Annotated in this window: 18 protein-coding genes; 11 read left to right on the forward strand and 7 right to left on the reverse strand. The window is 61.8% G+C overall.

Annotated elements, in window-relative coordinates:
- The first annotated feature begins 164 nt into the window (after window positions 1-164).
- From NKH59_RS13040 to NKH59_RS13055, 4 genes are all read left to right on the forward strand, one after another.
- The gene (locus NKH59_RS13040) at window positions 165-1,538 is read left to right on the forward strand and encodes a class II 3-deoxy-7-phosphoheptulonate synthase (RefSeq protein ID WP_352540630.1); all 1,374 of its coding nucleotides are present in this window, start codon (window positions 165-167) and stop codon (window positions 1,536-1,538) included.
- Window positions 1,539-1,687: 149 nt separating this feature from the next.
- Window positions 1,688-2,107 carry a GFA family protein gene (locus NKH59_RS13045; protein ID WP_352540629.1) on the forward strand — a complete coding sequence of 140 codons (420 nt, stop codon included), beginning with the start codon at window positions 1,688-1,690 and terminating at the stop codon, window positions 2,105-2,107.
- Window positions 2,108-2,184: 77 nt separating this feature from the next.
- Window positions 2,185-2,544: a diacylglycerol kinase gene (locus NKH59_RS13050; protein WP_352540628.1), complete on the forward strand. Its 360-nt coding sequence runs from the start codon at window positions 2,185-2,187 to the stop codon at window positions 2,542-2,544.
- 40 nt (window positions 2,545-2,584) lie between these two features.
- Window positions 2,585-3,172 carry a hemerythrin domain-containing protein gene (locus NKH59_RS13055; RefSeq protein ID WP_352540627.1) on the forward strand — a complete coding sequence of 196 codons (588 nt, stop codon included), beginning with the start codon at window positions 2,585-2,587 and terminating at the stop codon, window positions 3,170-3,172.
- 3 nt (window positions 3,173-3,175) lie between these two features.
- Here NKH59_RS13055 and NKH59_RS13060 read toward each other — a convergent pair whose 3' ends face one another.
- Both NKH59_RS13060 and NKH59_RS13065 read right to left on the reverse strand, forming a co-directional pair.
- On the reverse strand, window positions 3,176-3,763 hold the full coding sequence (locus NKH59_RS13060; protein WP_352540626.1) for a DedA family protein: 588 nt from the start codon (window positions 3,761-3,763) through the stop codon (window positions 3,176-3,178).
- Window positions 3,760-4,323 carry a DUF1003 domain-containing protein gene (locus tag NKH59_RS13065; protein ID WP_023680015.1) on the reverse strand — a complete coding sequence of 188 codons (564 nt, stop codon included), beginning with the start codon at window positions 4,321-4,323 and terminating at the stop codon, window positions 3,760-3,762. The genes NKH59_RS13060 and NKH59_RS13065 overlap by 4 nt, the downstream gene beginning before the upstream one ends.
- 83 nt (window positions 4,324-4,406) lie before the next feature.
- On the opposite strand from NKH59_RS13065, the gene NKH59_RS13070 reads away from it, so the two are divergent.
- The 5 genes from NKH59_RS13070 (at window position 4,407) to gltX (ending at window position 11,003) form a co-directional block, all read left to right on the forward strand.
- Complete coding sequence (locus NKH59_RS13070) at window positions 4,407-5,120, forward strand: DNA-3-methyladenine glycosylase I (protein ID WP_352540625.1); 714 nt, start codon at window positions 4,407-4,409, stop codon at window positions 5,118-5,120.
- 65 nt (window positions 5,121-5,185) lie between these two features.
- Entirely contained in the window at window positions 5,186-6,868 is a 1,683-nt protein-coding gene (locus tag NKH59_RS13075; RefSeq protein ID WP_352540624.1) for an NAD+ synthase, read from the forward strand.
- A 27-nt stretch (window positions 6,869-6,895) separates the two neighbouring features.
- Window positions 6,896-7,309, forward strand: coding sequence for a GNAT family N-acetyltransferase (locus NKH59_RS13080; protein ID WP_353022145.1), 414 nt, complete (start codon window positions 6,896-6,898; stop codon window positions 7,307-7,309).
- Between the two features lie 381 nt (window positions 7,310-7,690).
- Window positions 7,691-9,496 carry an ABC transporter ATP-binding protein gene (locus tag NKH59_RS13085; RefSeq protein ID WP_352540622.1) on the forward strand — a complete coding sequence of 602 codons (1,806 nt, stop codon included), beginning with the start codon at window positions 7,691-7,693 and terminating at the stop codon, window positions 9,494-9,496.
- 133 nt (window positions 9,497-9,629) lie between these two features.
- Entirely contained in the window at window positions 9,630-11,003 is a 1,374-nt protein-coding gene (gene gltX / locus NKH59_RS13090) for a glutamate--tRNA ligase (protein ID WP_352471740.1), read from the forward strand.
- Here the strand turns inward: gltX and NKH59_RS13095 are convergent.
- Window positions 10,921-12,105: a DUF2865 domain-containing protein gene (locus tag NKH59_RS13095; protein WP_352540621.1), complete on the reverse strand. Its 1,185-nt coding sequence runs from the start codon at window positions 12,103-12,105 to the stop codon at window positions 10,921-10,923. The genes gltX and NKH59_RS13095 overlap by 83 nt on opposite strands.
- Before the next feature lie 267 nt (window positions 12,106-12,372).
- Here NKH59_RS13095 and NKH59_RS13100 point away from each other — a divergent pair, with 267 nt between their 5' ends.
- Window positions 12,373-12,993 carry a DUF1287 domain-containing protein gene (locus tag NKH59_RS13100; protein WP_352502479.1) on the forward strand — a complete coding sequence of 207 codons (621 nt, stop codon included), beginning with the start codon at window positions 12,373-12,375 and terminating at the stop codon, window positions 12,991-12,993.
- A gap of 12 nt (window positions 12,994-13,005) precedes the next feature.
- Here the strand turns inward: NKH59_RS13100 and NKH59_RS13105 are convergent, their stop codons facing one another.
- The 4 genes from NKH59_RS13105 to NKH59_RS13120 form a co-directional block, all read right to left on the reverse strand.
- Window positions 13,006-15,330, reverse strand: a complete 2,325-nt coding sequence (locus NKH59_RS13105) for an NADP-dependent malic enzyme (RefSeq protein WP_352502480.1) — start codon at window positions 15,328-15,330, stop codon at window positions 13,006-13,008.
- Window positions 15,331-15,557: 227 nt separating this feature from the next.
- Window positions 15,558-15,995: a hypothetical protein gene (locus NKH59_RS13110; RefSeq protein ID WP_352471736.1), complete on the reverse strand. Its 438-nt coding sequence runs from the start codon at window positions 15,993-15,995 to the stop codon at window positions 15,558-15,560.
- Between the two features lie 451 nt (window positions 15,996-16,446).
- Window positions 16,447-16,824: a hypothetical protein gene (locus tag NKH59_RS13115; protein ID WP_352540620.1), complete on the reverse strand. Its 378-nt coding sequence runs from the start codon at window positions 16,822-16,824 to the stop codon at window positions 16,447-16,449.
- An 83-nt stretch (window positions 16,825-16,907) separates the two neighbouring features.
- Entirely contained in the window at window positions 16,908-17,687 is a 780-nt protein-coding gene (locus tag NKH59_RS13120; protein ID WP_352502482.1) for an SDR family oxidoreductase, read from the reverse strand.
- 120 nt (window positions 17,688-17,807) lie between these two features.
- Here NKH59_RS13120 and NKH59_RS13125 point away from each other — a divergent pair, with 120 nt between their 5' ends.
- Window positions 17,808-18,629 (forward strand): UDP-2,3-diacylglucosamine diphosphatase, encoded by an 822-nt coding sequence (locus NKH59_RS13125; protein ID WP_352502515.1) that lies wholly within the window; start codon window positions 17,808-17,810, stop codon window positions 18,627-18,629.
- Window positions 18,630-18,651 lie beyond the last annotated feature (22 nt).

Genomic DNA, 18,651 nt, shown 5'->3' on the forward strand with positions numbered 1-18,651 from the left:
GCTCTGGGCACAGCCGCATCGGCACTTTCGCAGTGCCGTGCTCATTCGCCACGCGACCACTTCCGGTCTAGAATAGGAAATCGGCTTCGTGTATGGAGCCGCGACCCCATATGGGGCGGATTGGCGGGCGATGGCGTCCGTGTGAAAGAGCGTTAGGTGCTTCGATGACGAAATGGTCGCCGAATTCGTGGAGAGCCAAGCCGATCCAGCAGGTTCCTGCCTATCCGGATCTTGCCGCGCTGAGGAACACGGAAGCCCAGCTTGCCACGTTTCCGCCGTTGGTTTTTGCAGGTGAGGCACGCAAGCTGAAGAAGCAGCTTGCAGCCGTCGCTGCCGGTGACGCATTCCTTCTGCAGGGCGGCGATTGCGCCGAGAGCTTCGCCGAGCATGGCGCCGACAATATCCGCGACTTCTTCCGCGTCTTCCTGCAGATGTCGGTGGTGCTGACCTTCGCCGGCGCCCAGCCGGTGGTGAAGGTCGGCCGTGTCGCCGGCCAGTTCGCCAAGCCGCGCTCGTCCGACAATGAGACCAAGGGCGGTGTAACGCTGCCGAGCTATCGCGGCGACATCATCAATGGCATCGAGTTCGACGCCAAGTCGCGCATTCCCGATCCTGCAAGACAGGAGATGGCGTACCGCCAATCGGCGGCGACGCTCAACCTTTTGCGTGCCTTCGCCCAGGGCGGCTACGCCAGCCTGGAGAACGTGCATCAATGGATGCTCGGCTTCGTGTCCGACAGCCCGCAGGGCGAGAAATACGAATCGCTCGCCAACCGCATCACCGAGACGATGGACTTCATGAAGGCCGTCGGCATCACCTCGGAGACCAATTACGCGCTGCGCGAGACGGATTTCTACACCAGCCACGAAGCGTTGCTGCTCGGCTACGAGGAGGCGCTGACCCGCGTCGATTCGACCTCCGGCGACTGGTACGCCACCTCTGGCCACATGATCTGGATCGGTGATCGCACGCGCCAACCCGACCATGCGCATGTCGAATATTGCCGCGGCATCAAGAACCCGCTCGGGCTGAAATGCGGTCCGTCGCTGACGCCGGATGGCCTGTTGCAGCTCATCGACCTGCTCAATCCGGAGAACGAGCCCGGCCGGCTGACGCTGATCGCCCGCTTCGGCTCCGACAAGGTTGCCGACCATCTGCCCAAACTGCTGCGCGCGGTGCAGAAGGAAGGCCGCAGCGTGGTGTGGTCGTCCGACCCGATGCACGGCAATACGATCGAGGCCGCCGGCTACAAGACACGGCCATTCGACCGCATCCTGAAGGAGGTGCAGACCTTCTTCGAGGTGCACCGCGCCGAAGGCACGCATCCGGGCGGCATCCATGTCGAGATGACCGGCAAGAACGTCACGGAATGCACCGGTGGCGCCCGCGCCATCACCGCCGAAGAGCTGCAGGACCGCTACCACACCCATTGCGATCCGCGCCTCAACGCTGACCAGGCGATCGAGTTGGCGTTCCTGGTCTCCGATCTGCTCAAGAAGACCCATCCGGTCCAGCACAAGCAGGCCGTTAACGGCTGATATGATCTGAACTTTGATGTCATTGAAGAAGCGCCGGGCGAAAACCGGCGCTTTTTGTATTCAATCCCGCCGGTGTCGCATTTGCTCGTGCCTAACGCGCGCAAAACTGGAATCCTGCCAGGCGATGGCAATTGCATCGGGAGGCCGACATGGCTGAAAGTCACACCGGATCATGCTTGTGCGGGGCAGTGCGGTTCCAGACACTAGGACCGCTACGCGGTGTCGTCTACTGCCATTGCTCGCAGTGCCGGAAGCAGAGCGGGCATTTTTATGCGGCGACCAACGTTGCCGACCGCGACATTACAATCACCGGCGCGAAGAGCATCACCTGGTACGAGGCCTCTTCGTTCGCCAGGCGCGGCTTCTGCAAGACATGCGGCTCTCTGTTGTTCTGGAAGCCGAGCGATGACGGCTATGTTTCGGTCATGGCAGGGCTGTTCGACGCGCCAACTAGGCTCCAAGGCGAATGTCATATCTTCGTCGGCGACAAGGGCGATTATTACGCCATCGATGACGGGCTGCCGCAGTTCGAGAAGTCGACGCCGTCGATCAAGGTGGCAGCCGGCTGATTCTTTGCAGAGGCCGCCTTATTCCCTTGGTCCAGCCATTGCGCTATCCCCTGCCGGTGATTCCGAAGGGTTTTGGCATGCAGCGACTGATCGACGCTTTTTACAATTCGGTGCGGGCGTTTCGCAAACTGGCCGCCGGCGAGGAGGCCTTCCAGCTGGAGCTGACGCTGCTCGTGCTTGCCTTGCCGCTCGGCTGGTTCCTTTCGGAATCGTGGCGCGGCTATGCGTTGCTGATCGGCGCGGTGCTGCTCATGATCATGATCGAGGTGCTGAACACCGGCATCGAGGCGGCATGCGACGCGTTCAGCCGCGAATTCAACGTCGATATCCAACTGGCCAAGGATTGCGGTTCGCTGGCGGTGCTGATTTCGGTGGTGATCGCTGCCGGGGTATGGGGCGTCGCCGTCATCGAGCGGATCCTCGGGGGACCGATCTGACGTTTCAGACACTACATGCCGGTCAACTGAGGGGCCTGACATGGCCGATACCACCGGATTTCTGTTGCTTGAACGTGAGGGCCTGCCGGACGATCTGCGCTGGCTGGTCGAAAAATATCCGCGCGAGGACTGGCAGGCGCATGCCAATATCCACGGCATAGCCAATATGTGGCTGCAGCGGCACGACATGTTCCGCGAGCTTGGCGGCATGCTCACCAATGGTATCGGCGATTATCGAGAAAGTAGGCTGAACGCGCCGGAATTCGCGCGCTGGTTCGCGCCGCGCCTCAACCATTTCCTCGGCAATCTCGACGGCCATCACAATGTCGAGGACCATCATTATTTCCCGGTCTTCGCCAGGGCCGAGACCCGTCTGAAGCGCGGCTTCGAGATTCTCGATGCCGATCACCACACAATCCATGAGGGACTGGAGCGCAATGCCGAGGCGGCAAATGCCTTCATCCGCACGCTTCAGGAGAGCGAAGACAAACAGCGTTTCGCCGCCGATGCCTATGCCGACGAGAACGGCCGGCTGATCGCCATGTTGACCCGGCATCTTGCCGACGAGGAAGACCTGATCATTCCGCTGATCCTCGAGAAGGGTGATCGCGCGCTCGGCATTGATTGACGATCAGCTTCCCTTGCGGAGTTCCTTCTTGGCGACGATATGGGCCGCGAGCCAGCCGAGGATGGCCACAACAAGGCCGATTGCCAGAGCGATCAGTAATCGCTCGTGACGAGCTAGCGCTTGGCCGACGATGTGCTCCGCGCCCAGCCCGAAGACATAACCGACAGTGCAGAACAGTGCCGCCCAGACCACCGATGAGATGGCGTTGAGGATGACGAAGCGCGCCGCCGCAATGCCCGACAGCCCGGCGGCGATGCCGCCGACCAGGCGGAGGCCATAGATGTAGCGGTTCGACAGCACGAAAATGTTGGGATGAGAGGTGACAAGGCGGTAGGCGTGGCTGAAGCCCGGCCGGGCTCGGAGCCTGATCACGAATTTATGGTCGGCGAAGCTCCGTCCCAAGATGAAGAAGAACGTGTCGCCACCGAAGGCGCCGAGCGCGGCTGCGAGAAACGCCTGCCACGGGATGAAGACATGCTGATGCGCAAAAAAACCGCCAAGAATTGCGGCGCTTTCGCCCTCTGCGACGCAGCCCAGAAAAACCGCGACCAATCCATATTGCTCAATGAGACGATGGATGACTTCCGTCATGAAGACGTTCGCTGCTTCGACAGAATGTCGTCGATGCGCTTCACCTGCTCGGCCAGCCGGGCGATCTCGTCTCGCATGCCGATGATCTGGCTGTGGCGCAGTTCGTCGAGCTTTTCGTGTAACGCCATGATCTCGATCTCGGCCTTGAGATTAACCTCATAGTCGTGGGCGGCGTCGATTCGATCGCGCTCCGTCTGGCGGTTTTGCGCCATCATGATCACTGGCGCCTGCAGGGCGGCAACCATGGAAAGCACGAGATTGAGGAAGATGAAGGGATAGGGATCGAAGGCGGCGCGCGACAAGAGCCAGACATTGCCTGCCGTCCACAGGATCAGGAAGCCAATGAATGCCAGGATGAAGGACCAAGAGCCGCCGATCCGGGCGATGGTGTCGGCCAGGCGATCTCCAAACGTCTGGTGAAAGGCGACGGCCTTGTTGGTGTCCTTGGAGATCGTGGTGCGCTCGAGCGTAGATTGCAGTACCCGGCTTTCGAGCGCGCTGAGGCCGTCCGGCTTTCGCTTCAGCCAGCGGCTTGCCAGGTCCTCGATCGTTTTGTTCATCGTCGCCTCCGTCGTCCGCGATGAGGTAGAAGCTGCCGGTTCCTACGGGAAGTGGTAGATTGACGCGATGGGGTCAGGAAACAATGGTGGATTTTCAGAAAATTCGCGCCCGTGCAGCGAAGCGCAAAGGCGGTGAGGCAGCGCTGACGTCGCTGCTGGGTCCTATGCCCGACAATGCCGCGGTGGCAAAGATTGCGGACGACCGGATCCTGTCGACTATGGCCGAGCGGGTTTTTGCCGCCGGCTTTGTCTGGCGCGTCATCGAGCAGAAATGGCCGGGTTTCGAGGAAGCATTTCTTGGCTTCGAGCCGAAGCGGCTGCTGTTCCAGCCTGACGATTTCTGGCACGATCTCACAGCCGACAAGCGCATCGTCCGCAATCCGCAGAAGATCAAATCCGTACGCGACAACGCAGCCTTCGTCGAGCGCGTGTCGAAGGAGCATGGCAGCTTCGGCAAGTTCCTGGCCAATTGGCCGGCGGATGACCAGGTCGGATTGATGGCCTATCTCGGCAAGCATGGCAGCCGGCTCGGCGGCAATACCGGCCAGTATTTTCTGCGCTGGCTGGAGTGGGACGCCTTCATCGTCTCGGCCGACATGGCGGCAGCGCTGCGCGACGCCGGGCTCGACCTCGCGCAGAGCCCGACATCGAAGAAGGACCTGGGCAAGATCCAAGTGCAGATAAACGCCTGGGCGGCGGAAACCGGACTGCCGCGCCGGCACATTTCGCGCATTCTGGCAATGTCGATCGGCGAGAACCATCCGCCGGAAGCCTTGCGCGAATATATGGGCGAATAGGATCGACTGTTTGGTCCAAACGAACGCCATTGCCCGACGAATTTTGCCGCGCTAAACCCACGGGCATGACAGACAAGACCGCTCCAGACATATTGCGCATCGCCGTCGCCCAGCTCAATCCGACGGTCGGCGACGTCGCCGGCAATCTTGCCAAGGCACGCGAGGCGAGGGCGGATGCCGCCCGCCAAGGCGCCGACCTCGTGCTGTTTACCGAGCTTTTCCTTGCCGGCTATCCGCCTGAGGATCTGGTGCTGAAGCCCGCCTTCCTGAAGGCCTGCGAGCGGGCGGCGGAGGATTTCGCCGGCGATACCGCCGACGGCGGCCCGGGTTTCGTCATCGGCACGCCGTTGAAGCGCAAGACCGGCACGCACAATTCGATCATCTTTGCCGATGGCGGCAAGATCCTTGCCGAACGCTACAAGCTCGATCTGCCGAATTACGGTGAGTTCGACGAGAAGCGCGTCTTCCAGGCCGGCCCCGAGATCCAGGGGCCGGTCAATTTCCGCGGCGTGCGCGTGGGAGTGCCGATCTGCGAAGATATCTGGGGCGAGGTTGCCGTCTGCGAGACGCTGGCCGAAAGCGGCGCGGAAATCCTGCTGGTCCCGAACGGCTCGCCCTATTACCGCGGCAAGGTCGACGTCCGCCACCAGATCGTCATCCGCCAGGTCATCGAATGCGGACTGCCGATTATCTATGCCAACCAGCTTGGCGGCCAGGACGAGCTGGTTTTCGATGGCGCATCGTTTGCCATAGGTTCTGACAAGACGCTGGCCTTCCAGATGAGCCAGTTCGAGGAGACGGTCAACGTCACCACCTGGAAGCGAAAGAATGACATCTGGGTCTGCTCTGACGGACCGATGTCGAAAATCCCGGAAAAGGAGGAGGCCGACTATCGCGCCTGCATGTTGGGCCTGCGCGATTACGTCAACAAGAACGGCTTCAAGAATGTCGTGCTCGGCCTCTCCGGCGGCATCGATTCGGCGATCTGCGCGGCACTTGCCGTCGATGCGCTCGGCGAGGAACGGCTGCGCGCCGTGATGATGCCTTACCGCTACACTTCGAAGGACTCGCTCAAGGATGCCGAGGACTGCGCCCGCGCGCTCGGCTGCCGCTACGACATCGTGCCGATCTTCGAGCCAGTCGAGGGTTTCCTGCACACGTTGACACAGCTTTTCGAGGGCACCAAGGAAGGCATCACCGAGGAAAACCTGCAGAGCCGGGCCCGCGGCACCATCCTGATGGCGATTTCCAACAAGTTCGGCTCGATGGTGGTCACCACCGGCAACAAAAGCGAGATGTCGGTCGGCTACGCGACGCTCTATGGCGACATGAATGGCGGCTTCAATCCGATCAAGGACCTCTACAAGATGCAGGTCTATGCGCTGTCGCGCTGGCGCAACGCGCATGTGCCGCCGGGTGCGCTCGGTCCGTCCGGCGAGGTGATCCCGAACAACATCATCGACAAGGCGCCCTCGGCGGAACTGCGAGAGAACCAGACGGACCAGGATTCGCTGCCGCCCTATCCGGTGCTCGACGACATATTGGAGTGCCTGATCGAAAACGAGATGGGTGTCGACGACATCGTCGCGCGCGGCCATGACCGGGCGACGGTGACGCGCGTCGAGCACCTGCTTTACGTCGCCGAATACAAGCGCCGGCAGGCGGCGCCCGGCGTGAAGATCACCAGGAAGAACTTTGGCCGCGACCGCCGCTATCCCATTACCAACCGGTTCAGGGATGGCGGGTAGGCGATTGGCCTGTTTAACGGTTTAGCCATGGCCAACCTTGAAATCAGCTTCGACCCGTCGCGGATCGACTTCCGGGCGACATCCGACATTTTGAAGGCGAGCTATTGGGGCAGCGGCCGCAGCGATGAACTGCACCGCCGCGCTTTTGCCAACTCACTGTGCGTCGGCGCCTATGTCGGCGGCAATCAGGTCGGCTTCGGCCGGGCGATCACCGACCGTACGGTATTTGCCTATCTCGCCGACATAATTGTCTGGCCCGGGTATCGCGGACAAAGCATCGGAACCCGGCTTGTCCAGGCGCTTACCGACCACTCGGACGTCAAGACGGTCACGCATTGGAGCCTGTCGACCAACGACGCCCATGCGGTTTACGAGAAGCTCGGCTTCAGGCCTTCCACCGACGGCCGCTATATGCGCCTCGACCGTATCCCGGCAACCTGAACAGAGGCAGCGCACAACCCGCGATTGTTGCAAAATCGTCTCACTGCTTGGACCAGATGCGCTTTTGGCTATCTACTGACTTGGCGCGGCGTTGAGGCGTCTCTATAAACACCTCTCCGCGATTCCCCTTCAGGAGGAACCGAATGCCAGGATTTGACATCGTTATGCGAGGCCGCGAAGCCTAGGTCTTGGTCAGTGCGCCCGAGATAGCCTCGCGGCAAGGCTGAACCGAGGCCGGTATTTCGCCGCTGCCGGTCGCCGCCCCTCTACAGGGCCGCCAAATACGCCAAACCTCCGCATCTCCGGGCGCCAAACGGCGCCGACGCGGTTTTTCAATTTCTACTTTCGTGGGATCGGGCTCGTTTGCGCCCGAATGACATCATGACTCGTTTTCGAATAGATTTGCGCGCGGGCGCCTTTCGCAGCGTTCTTGGCTTCACGCTCAGCCATTGGCGGCGTCAGCCGTGGCGGCTTGCCGGCATTATGGGCACATTCCTGCTGTCGACCTTGGCCGACGTGCTGACGCCGCTCTATTCCGGCCGGCTGGTGGATGCCGTCGCCAGCAGTGCTGCGGCCGACGATGTTGCGTGGAACGCGGCGACAGCGGCCTTTTCGATGCTGGTGGCCCTGGCGCTCACCGGTGTCGTGCTGCGCAATCTCGCCTTCATGGCCATTGTCGAGCTGACGTTGAAGATGATGGCGGATATCGCCGCCGACGCCTTCCACCGCGTCCAGCGCTTCTCCACCGACTGGCACGCCAACAGCTTCGCCGGATCGACGGTGCGCAAGATAACGCGCGGCATGTGGGCGCTCGACCTGCTCAACGACACGATCCTGATCGCGCTGCTGCCATCGGTCGTCATGCTCGTCGGCTCGACGCTGCTGCTTGGCTGGTTCTGGCCGCTGATGGGTGCTGTCGTTGCCACCGGTTCGGTTCTGTTCATCGCGGTGACGACGATGCTGTCGCTTGGCTATGTCGCGCCCGCGGCAAGGCTTGCCAATGCGTGGGATACACGGCTTGGCGGCTCGCTGGCCGACGCGGTGAGCTGCAACGCCGTGGTCAAGGGTTTTGGCGCCGAGGAACGCGAGGAGACGCGGCTTGCCGAGGTCGTCGCCAAATGGCGCGGTCGCACGCGCCGCACCTGGATGCGCGGCACCGTCAACGGCACCACGCAAGGGACGATGCTGCTGCTTTTGAGGGCAGCGGTCATCGGGTTCTCCCTGCTGTTGTGGTCGTGGGGGCAGGCGAGCGCCGGCGATGTCGCCTTCGTGCTGACCTCATTCTTCGTGCTGCAAGGCTATCTGCGCGACATCGGCACACATATCCGCAATCTGCAGCGCTCGATCAACGACATGGAGGAACTGGTCGACTTCCAGTCCGAACCACTCGGCATCGAGGATCGGCCCGGAGCCAAACCGATCCGGATCACCGATGGCCGTATCACCTTCGACAACGTCACGTTCCATTATGGCAGCCACCGCCTGCCGCTCTATCGCGACTTTTCGGTGGACATCGCGCCGGGCGAACGGGTTGGGCTGGTTGGCCATTCGGGCTCCGGCAAGACGACGTTCGTCAAGCTGATCCAGCGCCTCTACGACGTGACTGCGGGCAATATCCTGATCGACGGCCAGGATATTGCCAATGTGGCGCAGGCGTCGCTGCGCGGACAGATCGCAATCGTCCAGCAGGAGCCGATCCTGTTTCACCGGTCGCTGGCCGAAAACATCGCCTATGCCCGGCCGGACGCCACGCAGGCCGAGATCGAGCACGCGGCGCGGTTGGCCAGCGCGCATGACTTCATCGCCAATTTGCCGAAAGGGTATGGCACGCTGGTCGGCGAGCGTGGCGTAAAGCTGTCGGGTGGTGAGCGTCAGCGCGTTGCAATCGCACGCGCCTTTCTTGCCGATGCGCGCATTCTCATCCTGGATGAGGCAACGTCGAGCCTCGATTCGGAATCGGAGGTGCTGATCCAGCAGGCGATGGAGCGGTTGATGGTCGGCCGCACGACGCTGGTCATTGCCCACCGGCTGTCGACGGTGCGGGCGCTGGACAGGCTTTTGGTGTTCGATCGCGGCCGCATCGTCGAAGAGGGCTCGCATGACCAACTGATCCGGCTGCAAGGCGGCATCTACCGCCGGCTGTTCGAACGCCAGGCGCTTGAACTGACCAAAGGCCTGGTGATCTGACGGTTGCGGTGCCGCGCGTCTTGATAGACGTGCGGCGCTGCAGTCTTTTCTTCGCCTTTGTCATGTTCTATGTCTGCCGCCGAGCGCGGGGGCGCGTCTTGTCAACAGCAAAACCATCCGGTACGCCCCGCTCATGACAGTTACCGTCCGTTTCGCCCCGTCACCGACCGGCCGCATCCATATCGGCAATGCGCGCACCGCTTTGTTCAATTGGCTGTTCGCCATCAAGAACAAAGGCCGCTTCATCCAGCGCTTCGACGACACCGACGTCGCCCGTTCGACGCAGGAGTTTTCCGACGCTATCCTGTATGACCTTCATTGGCTGGGCATCTTCCCCGATGCCACGGAGTACCAGTCGCGGCGGGTCGAAATCTACGATGCCGCACTGGAGAGGCTGAAGGAGGCGCGCCTCGTCTATGCTTGCTATGAGACGCCTGAAGAGCTTGACCTGAGGCGCAAGGTGCGCCGCACGCGTGGCCTGCCGCCAGTCTATGGCCGCGAGGCGCTGACGCTGGCACCCGAGCAGGTGGCGGAATATGAGGCCGATGGCCGGCGGCCGCACTGGCGCTTTCTGCTGCCCAACTTCAGCAGCGATCCGCTACAGCCGGAGCGCACCGAAATCCACTGGAACGACCTGGTGCGCGGCGAAGAGACCGTCGACCTCGCCTCGCTTTCAGACCCGGTTCTGCGGCGTGAGGACGGCACCTACCTCTACACATTGCCTTCGGTTGTCGACGACATCGACATGGGCGTCAGCCATGTCATTCGCGGCGACGACCACGTCACCAATACCGGCGTCCAGATAGCCCTGTTCCGAGCACTTGGCGCGGAGCCGCCGGTGTTCGGCCACCACAATCTCCTGACAACGGCATCAGGCGAGGGACTTTCGAAGCGCACCGGCGCGCTGTCCATCCAGAGCCTGCGTGAGAGCGGCATCGAGCCGATGGCGATCGCTTCGCTGGCGGTGCTCGTCGGCACCTCGGAAAACGTCGTGGCGGTGCCAACGATGGCCGAGCTAGTCGAGCGCTTCGATCCGGCTGCAACATCGAAATCCGCCGCCAAATTCGACCCGGACGAGCTCTTCGTGCTCAACCGCACGCTGCTGCATCACATGCCGTTTTCCGAGGCGCGCGACCGGCTGATCGTGCTCGGCATCTCCGGCGAACAGGCCGAGTCTTTCTGGCTGGCCGTGCGCGGCAATCTCGACAGGCTGGCCGATGCGGCGATCTGGTGGCGTACGCTTCGAGATGGTCCAGAGGAGCCGGCGGAGTTTTCCGACGAGGACCGCGACTTTCTTCGCCAGGCATTCGAGTTGCTGCCGGAAGAGCCTTGGAACGGCACCGTCTGGAAGGACTGGACGGGCAAGATCCGAGCGGCGAGCGGCCGTAAGGGCAAGGCGCTGTTCATGCCGCTCAGGCTGGCGCTTACGGGACAGCCTTCGGGTCCGGAGCTTGCAGATCTGTTGCCGCTGCTGGGTCGGGAAGGAACGTTGGCCCGACGACCCTGACCTTGCGCTGCTCCGGCGGCGGCAGCGATGTCGGCGAGGGCACAGGTTTGACAGCAAGCCGTTTGATCGCCTCACGGTCGAGGCCGCCTTCTGCATTGGCCAAGGTCTCCGGGTCGGCGGCCGGATCAGGCCTGGCAACCGGCAGCGGAACGAACGGGGTGGTCGCCACGTTCGCCTCAGATTGTCCCGGGGTTGGCGGGTTGCCGGCAATGATCTCGAAATTTTGCCCGGCATTGCAGCCGCAGGTCGGCGGCCGCGGCATGTCGGATTGCTTGTAGAGGTAGGCCGTCGGCAGTTCGATATAAGGCCTGCCCGTCACCGAAGACGTCATGGACGCCGAATCGCTGTTCATGCCGCGCGTGTAGAAAACCTGCATCTCGGTGCCGGGGCAGCTCGATTCGCAATTCTTCTGATCGCGCTCGAAATCGCCCAGCGAGGCAGCATTCGACATCGGGAAGAAATAGCCGTCGCAGGTCCGCACACACATGGTGCGGAATTCGCCTTGGGGCTGGCCCATGTCGGCGCTGTTGAGCACGGTGCGGATGTTGCCCGGCTGGCTCAGTTCTTCAGCCTGGTCGGCCTCTTCGGGCTGACTGCCCAAAAGCTGGTCGAGCAGGTTTCGCTTGCCGTTTTCACGGCTGGCTTCGCGGACCGGCGCGGGCGTCCGCGCCGCCGCATCATCGCGGCAGCCATTGGCGTCAAGCAACGTCAATATGCGCGCACGATCACGTCGCGAACCACCGCCGGCAAGGTCGCCGCGCTTGGCCTGCAGGGCGTCGAGATTGGCTGCCATGCGATCGATGGTGGCGTCGAGTGCTGCGCATGCGTTGGCGTTGCGGCGAGACAGCGAAAAGCCGCAGCCGGCGCTGCTGGCCTGGCTGACGGCCTTTGAAATCTGCTGGCGCTGCCGGACGATTGCGTCGTCATATTTCCTAAGCAAAGCCGGTTTGCCGCCGCCACCACGAGAAGCGGCGGCAAGATCGGCTTCAAGCTGGCGGCAGAGGCGCGGAGCGGCCCGCGCCTGAGTGACGGCAATGTCGCACATTAGCAGGGCACCGAGCAGCGCGGCGGCACGCGTCAGCTTCCAACATGCGCCCGTCATCCCTCCGAAACTCCGCCTGCCTGTCGTTCAGAAAGCTACCGCGCTTGCGGTTAATCGTTTGTTTAGCATACCGCCGATTCCAGCTTCAGCCCAAATCGGCGATGGCTTGCGCCAGTGCGCGGCTTCGATCACGACCGGTGCTGTCATATCGACCACGCCACACGACATATTCGGACAGAACCAGAACCGCGACATCCTGGCGTTGCACGAAAAAAGGCGTATTCGCCTAGAAGAATGCCTGGATTCAGTAACGCCCGGAGGCTTGGCATGACCGCGATTACCCGTCGAGCCGCAGTGCAATTTGGTCTTTTGTGCCTGGCGATGCCGGTTGCCATGGCGCAGGAAAAGCCCATCACGCCGGATTGGGGCACCAAATTGGTCGAAGCTGCCCGTGAGCAGATCGGCGTCACCACACTCTACGATCCGACCTATACACGCCTGGCCTATCCGGGCGGGGACGTTGGGCCCGAGCGGGGTGTTTGCACGGATGTCGTGATCCGTGCCTATCGCCGCGCCTTCGATCTCGACCTGCAAAAATTGGTGCATGAGGATATGCGGGCCAATTTTGCCGCCTATCCGAAGGGTTGGGGCCTGAAAGCGCCGGACCGCAACATCGACCACCGCCGTGTGCCCAATCTTGCGGTCTATTTCGAGCGGCGCGGTGCCACCTTGCCCGTCAGCCAAGACCCCGCCGATTATCGGCCTGGGGATCTCGTCGCCCAGATGCTGCCCGGCAATCTGCCGCATATTGCCATCGTGTCGTCCAATCGCTCCACATTGGTACCGACAAGAAGACTGGTCATTCACAATATCGGCGGCGGCGCCAGGGAAGAGGACACTTTGTTTGCCTTCAGGCAGACAGGGCATTTCCGGTTCAAGCCAGTCTGAGAAAGCCCGCGGCTATCCCAGTTCGACGATGGCTTGCGCCTTATGCGCGGCTTCGACCACTGCCAGTGCGGTCATGTTGACGACGCCGCGCGAGGTGACCGACGGCGTCAATATGTGCGCCGGGCTGTCGGTGCCGAGCAGGATCGGGCCGACATGCAGCGCGTCCATCATCGTGCGCAGCGCGGTCAGCGTGATGTTCGCCGAATCGAGATTGGGGAACACCAGCAGATTGGCTTCGCCCTTCAGCCGCGAATGCGGATAGACGCGCTGGCGCAGCTGCTCCGACAGTGCCGAGTCGGCATGCATCTCGCCGTCGCATTGCAGGTCGGGCGCGATGCGCGCCAGGATCGCCGCCGCCTGCCGCATCTTCATGGCGCTTGGCGAATCGCGGGAGCCGAAATCCGAATGCGAAAGCAGGGCTGCCTTGGGCTCGATGCCAAAACGCTGAATCTCCTCGGCCGCCAGAACGGTCATCTCCGCAATCTCCTCGGCGGTCGGATCGACGGAGACATGGGTATCGGTGAGGAAAATGATGCCGCGCTGCGAAATCAGCATGGAAAGCGTCGACAGGTCGCGATCCCTAATGCCGGCGCGTGGCCCGATGATCAGCGTGACGTTGCGCAAATGGCGCTCGAAACGGCCCTCAAGGCCGCAGACCATGGCGTCGGCGTCGCCGCGCTTCAGGGCAAGGGCGGCGATCACCGTATTGTCGGTGCGCACCATGGTGCGTGCCGCTTCCGTAGTCACCCCACGGCGGCCGGCAAGCTCGATCAAAAGGTCGACATAGTGGCGGTAACGCGGATCGTCTTCCGGGTTGATCAGGCCGAAATCGACGCCCGGCTTGATGCGCAGCCCATAGCGTTTCAACCGCACCTCGATGACGTGCGGGCGGCCGATCAGGATCGGTTCGGCAATGCCTTCCTCGAGCACGACCTGCGCGGCGCGAAGCACGCGCTCGTCCTCGCCGTCGGCATAGATGACGCGCTTGGCGCTCGACGTCTTGGCCATCGAGAATACCGGCTTCATGACCAGGCCAGAACGGAAGACGAAGCGGTTCAGCTTGTCGATATAGGCGGCGAAATCGGTGATCGGCCGGGTCGCGACGCCGGTCTCGCAAGCTGCCTTGGCGACGGCAGGGGCAATGCGCAGGATCAGCCGCGGATCGAAAGGCGAGGGGATCAGGAACTCCGGGCCGAAGATCGGCGTCTCGCCGGAATAGGCGCGCGCGGCAACGTCGGACGGCTCTTCGCGGGCAAGCGCTGCGATCGCCCGAACGGCGGCCATTTTCATCTCTTCGTTGATGGCACTTGCGCCGCAATCCAGCGCGCCACGGAAGATGTAAGGAAAACAGAGTACGTTATTGACTTGATTGGGGAAATCGGAGCGGCCGGTGCAGATCATCGCATCGGGTCGCGCCGCCCGTGCCGCTTCCGGCATGATCTCGGGATTGGGGTTGGCCAGCGCCAGGATCAGCGGCTTGGGCGCCATGTGGTGCAGCAGTTCCGGTTTCAGCACGCCGGCGGCAGACAGGCCGAGAAACACGTCGGCGCCGGGCAGAACGTCGGCCAGCGTGCGCGCCTCGGTGTCCTTCACATAGGGGTCTTTCCAGCGGTCCATCTCCTCGACGCGGCCCTTATGGGCGACCCCGAACCGGTCGGTGACCCAGATGTTTTCGACCCGCGCGCCGAGCGAGACCAGAAGGTTGAGGCAGGCAAGCGCCGCAGCGCCGGCGCCTGACGTGACGATCTTGATATCCGCGATGGACTTGCCGGCGAATTCCAGCCCGTTGAGCACGGCGGCGGCGACGATGATGGCGGTGCCGTGCTGGTCGTCATGGAAGACCGGTATGCCCATGCGGGCTTTCAACTGCTCCTCGACTTCGAAGCATTCGGGCGCCTTGATGTCTTCCAGGTTGATGCCGCCGAAGGTTGGTTCCAGCGCCGAGATCGTCTCGACCATGCGCTCGATGCCCGGTGCGTCGATCTCGATGTCGAAGACATCGATGCCGGCGAATTTCTTGAACAGCACCGCCTTGCCTTCCATCACCGGCTTGGAGGCGAGCGGACCGATATTGCCGAGGCCCAGCACCGCCGAACCGTTGGTGACAACGCCGACCAGATTGGCACGGGCTGTATAGTCGGCGGCGGTTGCCGGGTCGTCGCGGATTTCAAGGCAGGGGGCGGCGACCCCCGGCGAATAGGCAAGCGCCAGGTCGCGCTGATTGCCCAGTGGCTTCGTCGCCTGGATTTCAAGTTTTCCGGGACGGGGATGCTTATGGAAATAGAGCGCTGCTTCGTCGAGGTCGGATCGAGCCGCCTTCTTGCTTTCGCCTGTCATGACGGCCGCCTCCTCAGTTCAGTCCGTTCGATGTTTGAGTCTCTTAGCATGCAGCCGAGGCTTTTCGAGAGGTGATATGTCGCAAGCGCGAGCTTACGGCTTGCACCGCCCGCCGGCCTGTACGGTCTGCCATTGAAATGTTGGGGCGATAGGCGCGTTGCTGGAGCGAGCTGCGAGCCGAATGTCTGCTTCAGGTGGTGGTTTGCGGACGATTAGGTATTCTTTCGCTAGTTCGCTGTGGGGCTGTTGCTCCTATAAAGTGCACGAAAGAAACTCTTGGAATAGCGATCGTACCAAGCGGCAGCCCACTCGCCGACAAGTCGCTCTGTCGACGACACCCTACGCCGGTAGTCGACTGTTCGGCGGATACCTCCTTCTTCCTCAAGCTCGATGTCCAGGTGAGTAAACTTTGGGGCCGCATCCGAAAACCTGAGATACATGTATGCAAACACCGCGATATGACGTTTACCCATTGATAAGCAACGATTTTCAATCGCCACCACCGCAGACTGGACTGTGGCGAAATCCTCTAGCCTAACCGCTCGTTCTAGACGAACGAAGTCAAGGAACAATCTCCGGTCAGTAATTGCAAGGTTGCCGTCGGCCGTGTCTCGAACCCCGTGCGACAGCAGTTTTTGCGCAACAAAGCGATAAATAGACGCCATTCGCCGGTCTCATTTTTTCATTTGCGAGGCAGGACATAGCATGCGGACTAACCCTAGTTCTTGTGAACTGGGCGCCCTTTTTGAGCATAATGTTGCCCTGTTTCGGCTTGCCTGAGGGCGCCTGCAATGGTTGAAAGCGGTCAGGGGAAGCGTGTCCTTTTGTCTCGCTCCTGCCATTCAGCAAGTCCAGCCGCTCTTATCCGCTCGATACGGCGGATGGTATGACAAATTGATTTTGCCGCGTATGGCAGGTTTTCAGGAGCTTGCAGGTGACCAAGATAGCCCCGCGCTGCCGCAAGCGAGGTGCGCCAAATCTCTTCGGAGACGTATTTTGTATCCACAACTATGATCCATGCTCTTCCGGCAAGATATAGGACGCGATGCCTTGCTGTGTCGCCAATTTCAGAGCTTTAGAATAGTCGCATAGGTCCGCAAGGGGTGGAAACGGACGCTACGCTCCTGTCGAAAGGCGGCTCCGCAGCGCTTGCAACTCTGCTCGCGAAGTGGGCGCGCTCTCGTCCGACAGGAAAAGCAGAACCTCCGAGGCACCATCATCCGCGAAGGTGAAGTCGTCGCTCATGATTAGCGCATCGGCGATGTAGGCGGCTGCTTGGACCGGTAGGATGCCGTCCGCCAGCCGATCAACCAGCACGTCCACATGTCGACGATTAATTATCGTATCTGGACCGTCAGTGATGATGACATTCCCCACGCCGCCCGACTTGGACGCGGCGGCTACGCATTCATTCACTTCGGCTTCAATCTCCTGCCAAAGCTCGGATGGCGGTTTCTCGCCGTTGAGGAAGGATATGAGGGACGAGTGTTGCATTGGCGGAGCTTATGCTGACGGGCTCCAAGTTCCGCAACCGGTCGTCTTCCACTATTCAGTGGGCATTGAGCATTGGATTCTCGCTAGAACGCGCTGACGTAGAGGCCGCCGTCGACCGGTATGTTCTGCCCGGTCAGGTAACCGGCATGAACCGAGCACAGGAAGGCGCAGATCTGGCCGAATTCCTCCGGTGTGCCGAGCCGTTTGGCCGGAACGTTGGCCGCTGCTTGCGCCTTGCGCGCGGCGGCGGCGGCCGGATCTTCGGGCGTGCCGGCCTCGTGCGGGCCGCGCAGCCGGTCGGTATCGAGTTTTCCCGGCAGCATGTTGTTGATCGTCACGTTGCGGTCGATCACCGTGCGCGCGACGCCGGCGAGGAACGAAGTAAGGCCGGCGCGGGCGCCGGACGACAGGTCGAGGCCGGGGATAGGCACATAGACCGACAGCGAGGTGATGTTGACGATGCGGCCGAAGCCGCGCGCCGCCATGCCGTCGATCACGGCCTGAACCAGTTCGACAGGGGTCACCATGTTCTGGGTGACGCCCTCGAGGATCTTTTCGCGGTCGAGCGCGCGGAAATCGCGAAACGGCGGACCGCCATTGTTGTTGACGAGGATGTCGGGATCGGGGCAGGCGGCAAGCAGCGCCTTCTGGACATCGGGCTTGGATACGTCGCCGACGATTTCGGTCACCTTGACGCCGAATTTCTCGCGCAGTTCAGCGGCGGTTTTGGCCAGCACGTCGGCGTTGCGGCCATTGATCACCAGATCGCAACCTGCCTCTGCCAGTGCCATGGCGCAGCCGCGTCCCAAGCCTTTGCTCGAAGCGCAGACGATGGCCTTCTTGCCGCGAATGCCGAGATCCATGGTGATTTTCTCCTCTGATTGCCGCGGCAACCTATCCGGATGGCTGGACCAATCGCAACCGTCATACGGTTGTTGCATGAATCGGGGCATAGGCTCAGGCGAAAGCAACGGTGACAAATGATGTCCGGCGCAGAGCCTCGCACTTTCCGCAGCATGTTCATCTCCGACGTCCATCTCGGATCGAAGGCGGCGAAGGCCGAATTCCTGATCGATTTCCTGCGCCATCACGATGCCGATATCATCTATCTCGTCGGCGACATCGTCGACGGCTGGCGCCTGAGACGAAGCTGGCATTGGCCGCAAAGCCATAACGACGTGATCCAGAAATTGCTGCGCAAGGCGCGCAAGGGCGCCAGCATCACCTACATCGCCGGCAACCATGACGAGTTCGCGCGACAGTTCCAGGGCGTTCATTTCGGCGGCATTGTCGTCGCCGACCGCGCCATCCACGAGACCGCCGACGGCAAACGCCTTCTTGTCATCCATGGCGACCAGTTCGACACCGTCGTCCATAATGCGCGCTGGCTGGCCTATCTCGGCGACTATGCCTACGACGCGGCGATGCTGCTCAACCGCGTCATCACACGTCTGCGCCAGGTGCTCGGCCTGCCTTACTGGTCGTTCTCGTCCTGGGCCAAGGTCAAGGTCAAGAAGGCGGTGAATTTCATCGGCTCGTTCCAGACCGTGCTGACCGAGGAGGCGCGCCGCTCGCATGTCGACGGCGTGATCTGCGGGCACATCCACCATGCCGCGATCGAAAGCTATGAGGACGTGCAATACATCAACACGGGCGACTGGGTGGAGAGCTGCACGGCGGTGGTCGAGCATTTTGACGGCAGGATGGAGATCCTGCACTGGGCGCATGTCCTGCCGGAGACTCCGGTCGGCAGCGAGGTGCTCGTGCCGATCGACATCAAGGGCAGGGCAGTCCAGGCGGCTTGACCAAATCCGGCCGCATCTCGCT

The sequence above is a fragment of the Mesorhizobium sp. M0998 genome (genome assembly GCF_040318885.1).
In the GTDB taxonomy this organism is placed as follows: Bacteria; Pseudomonadota; Alphaproteobacteria; order Rhizobiales; family Rhizobiaceae; genus Mesorhizobium.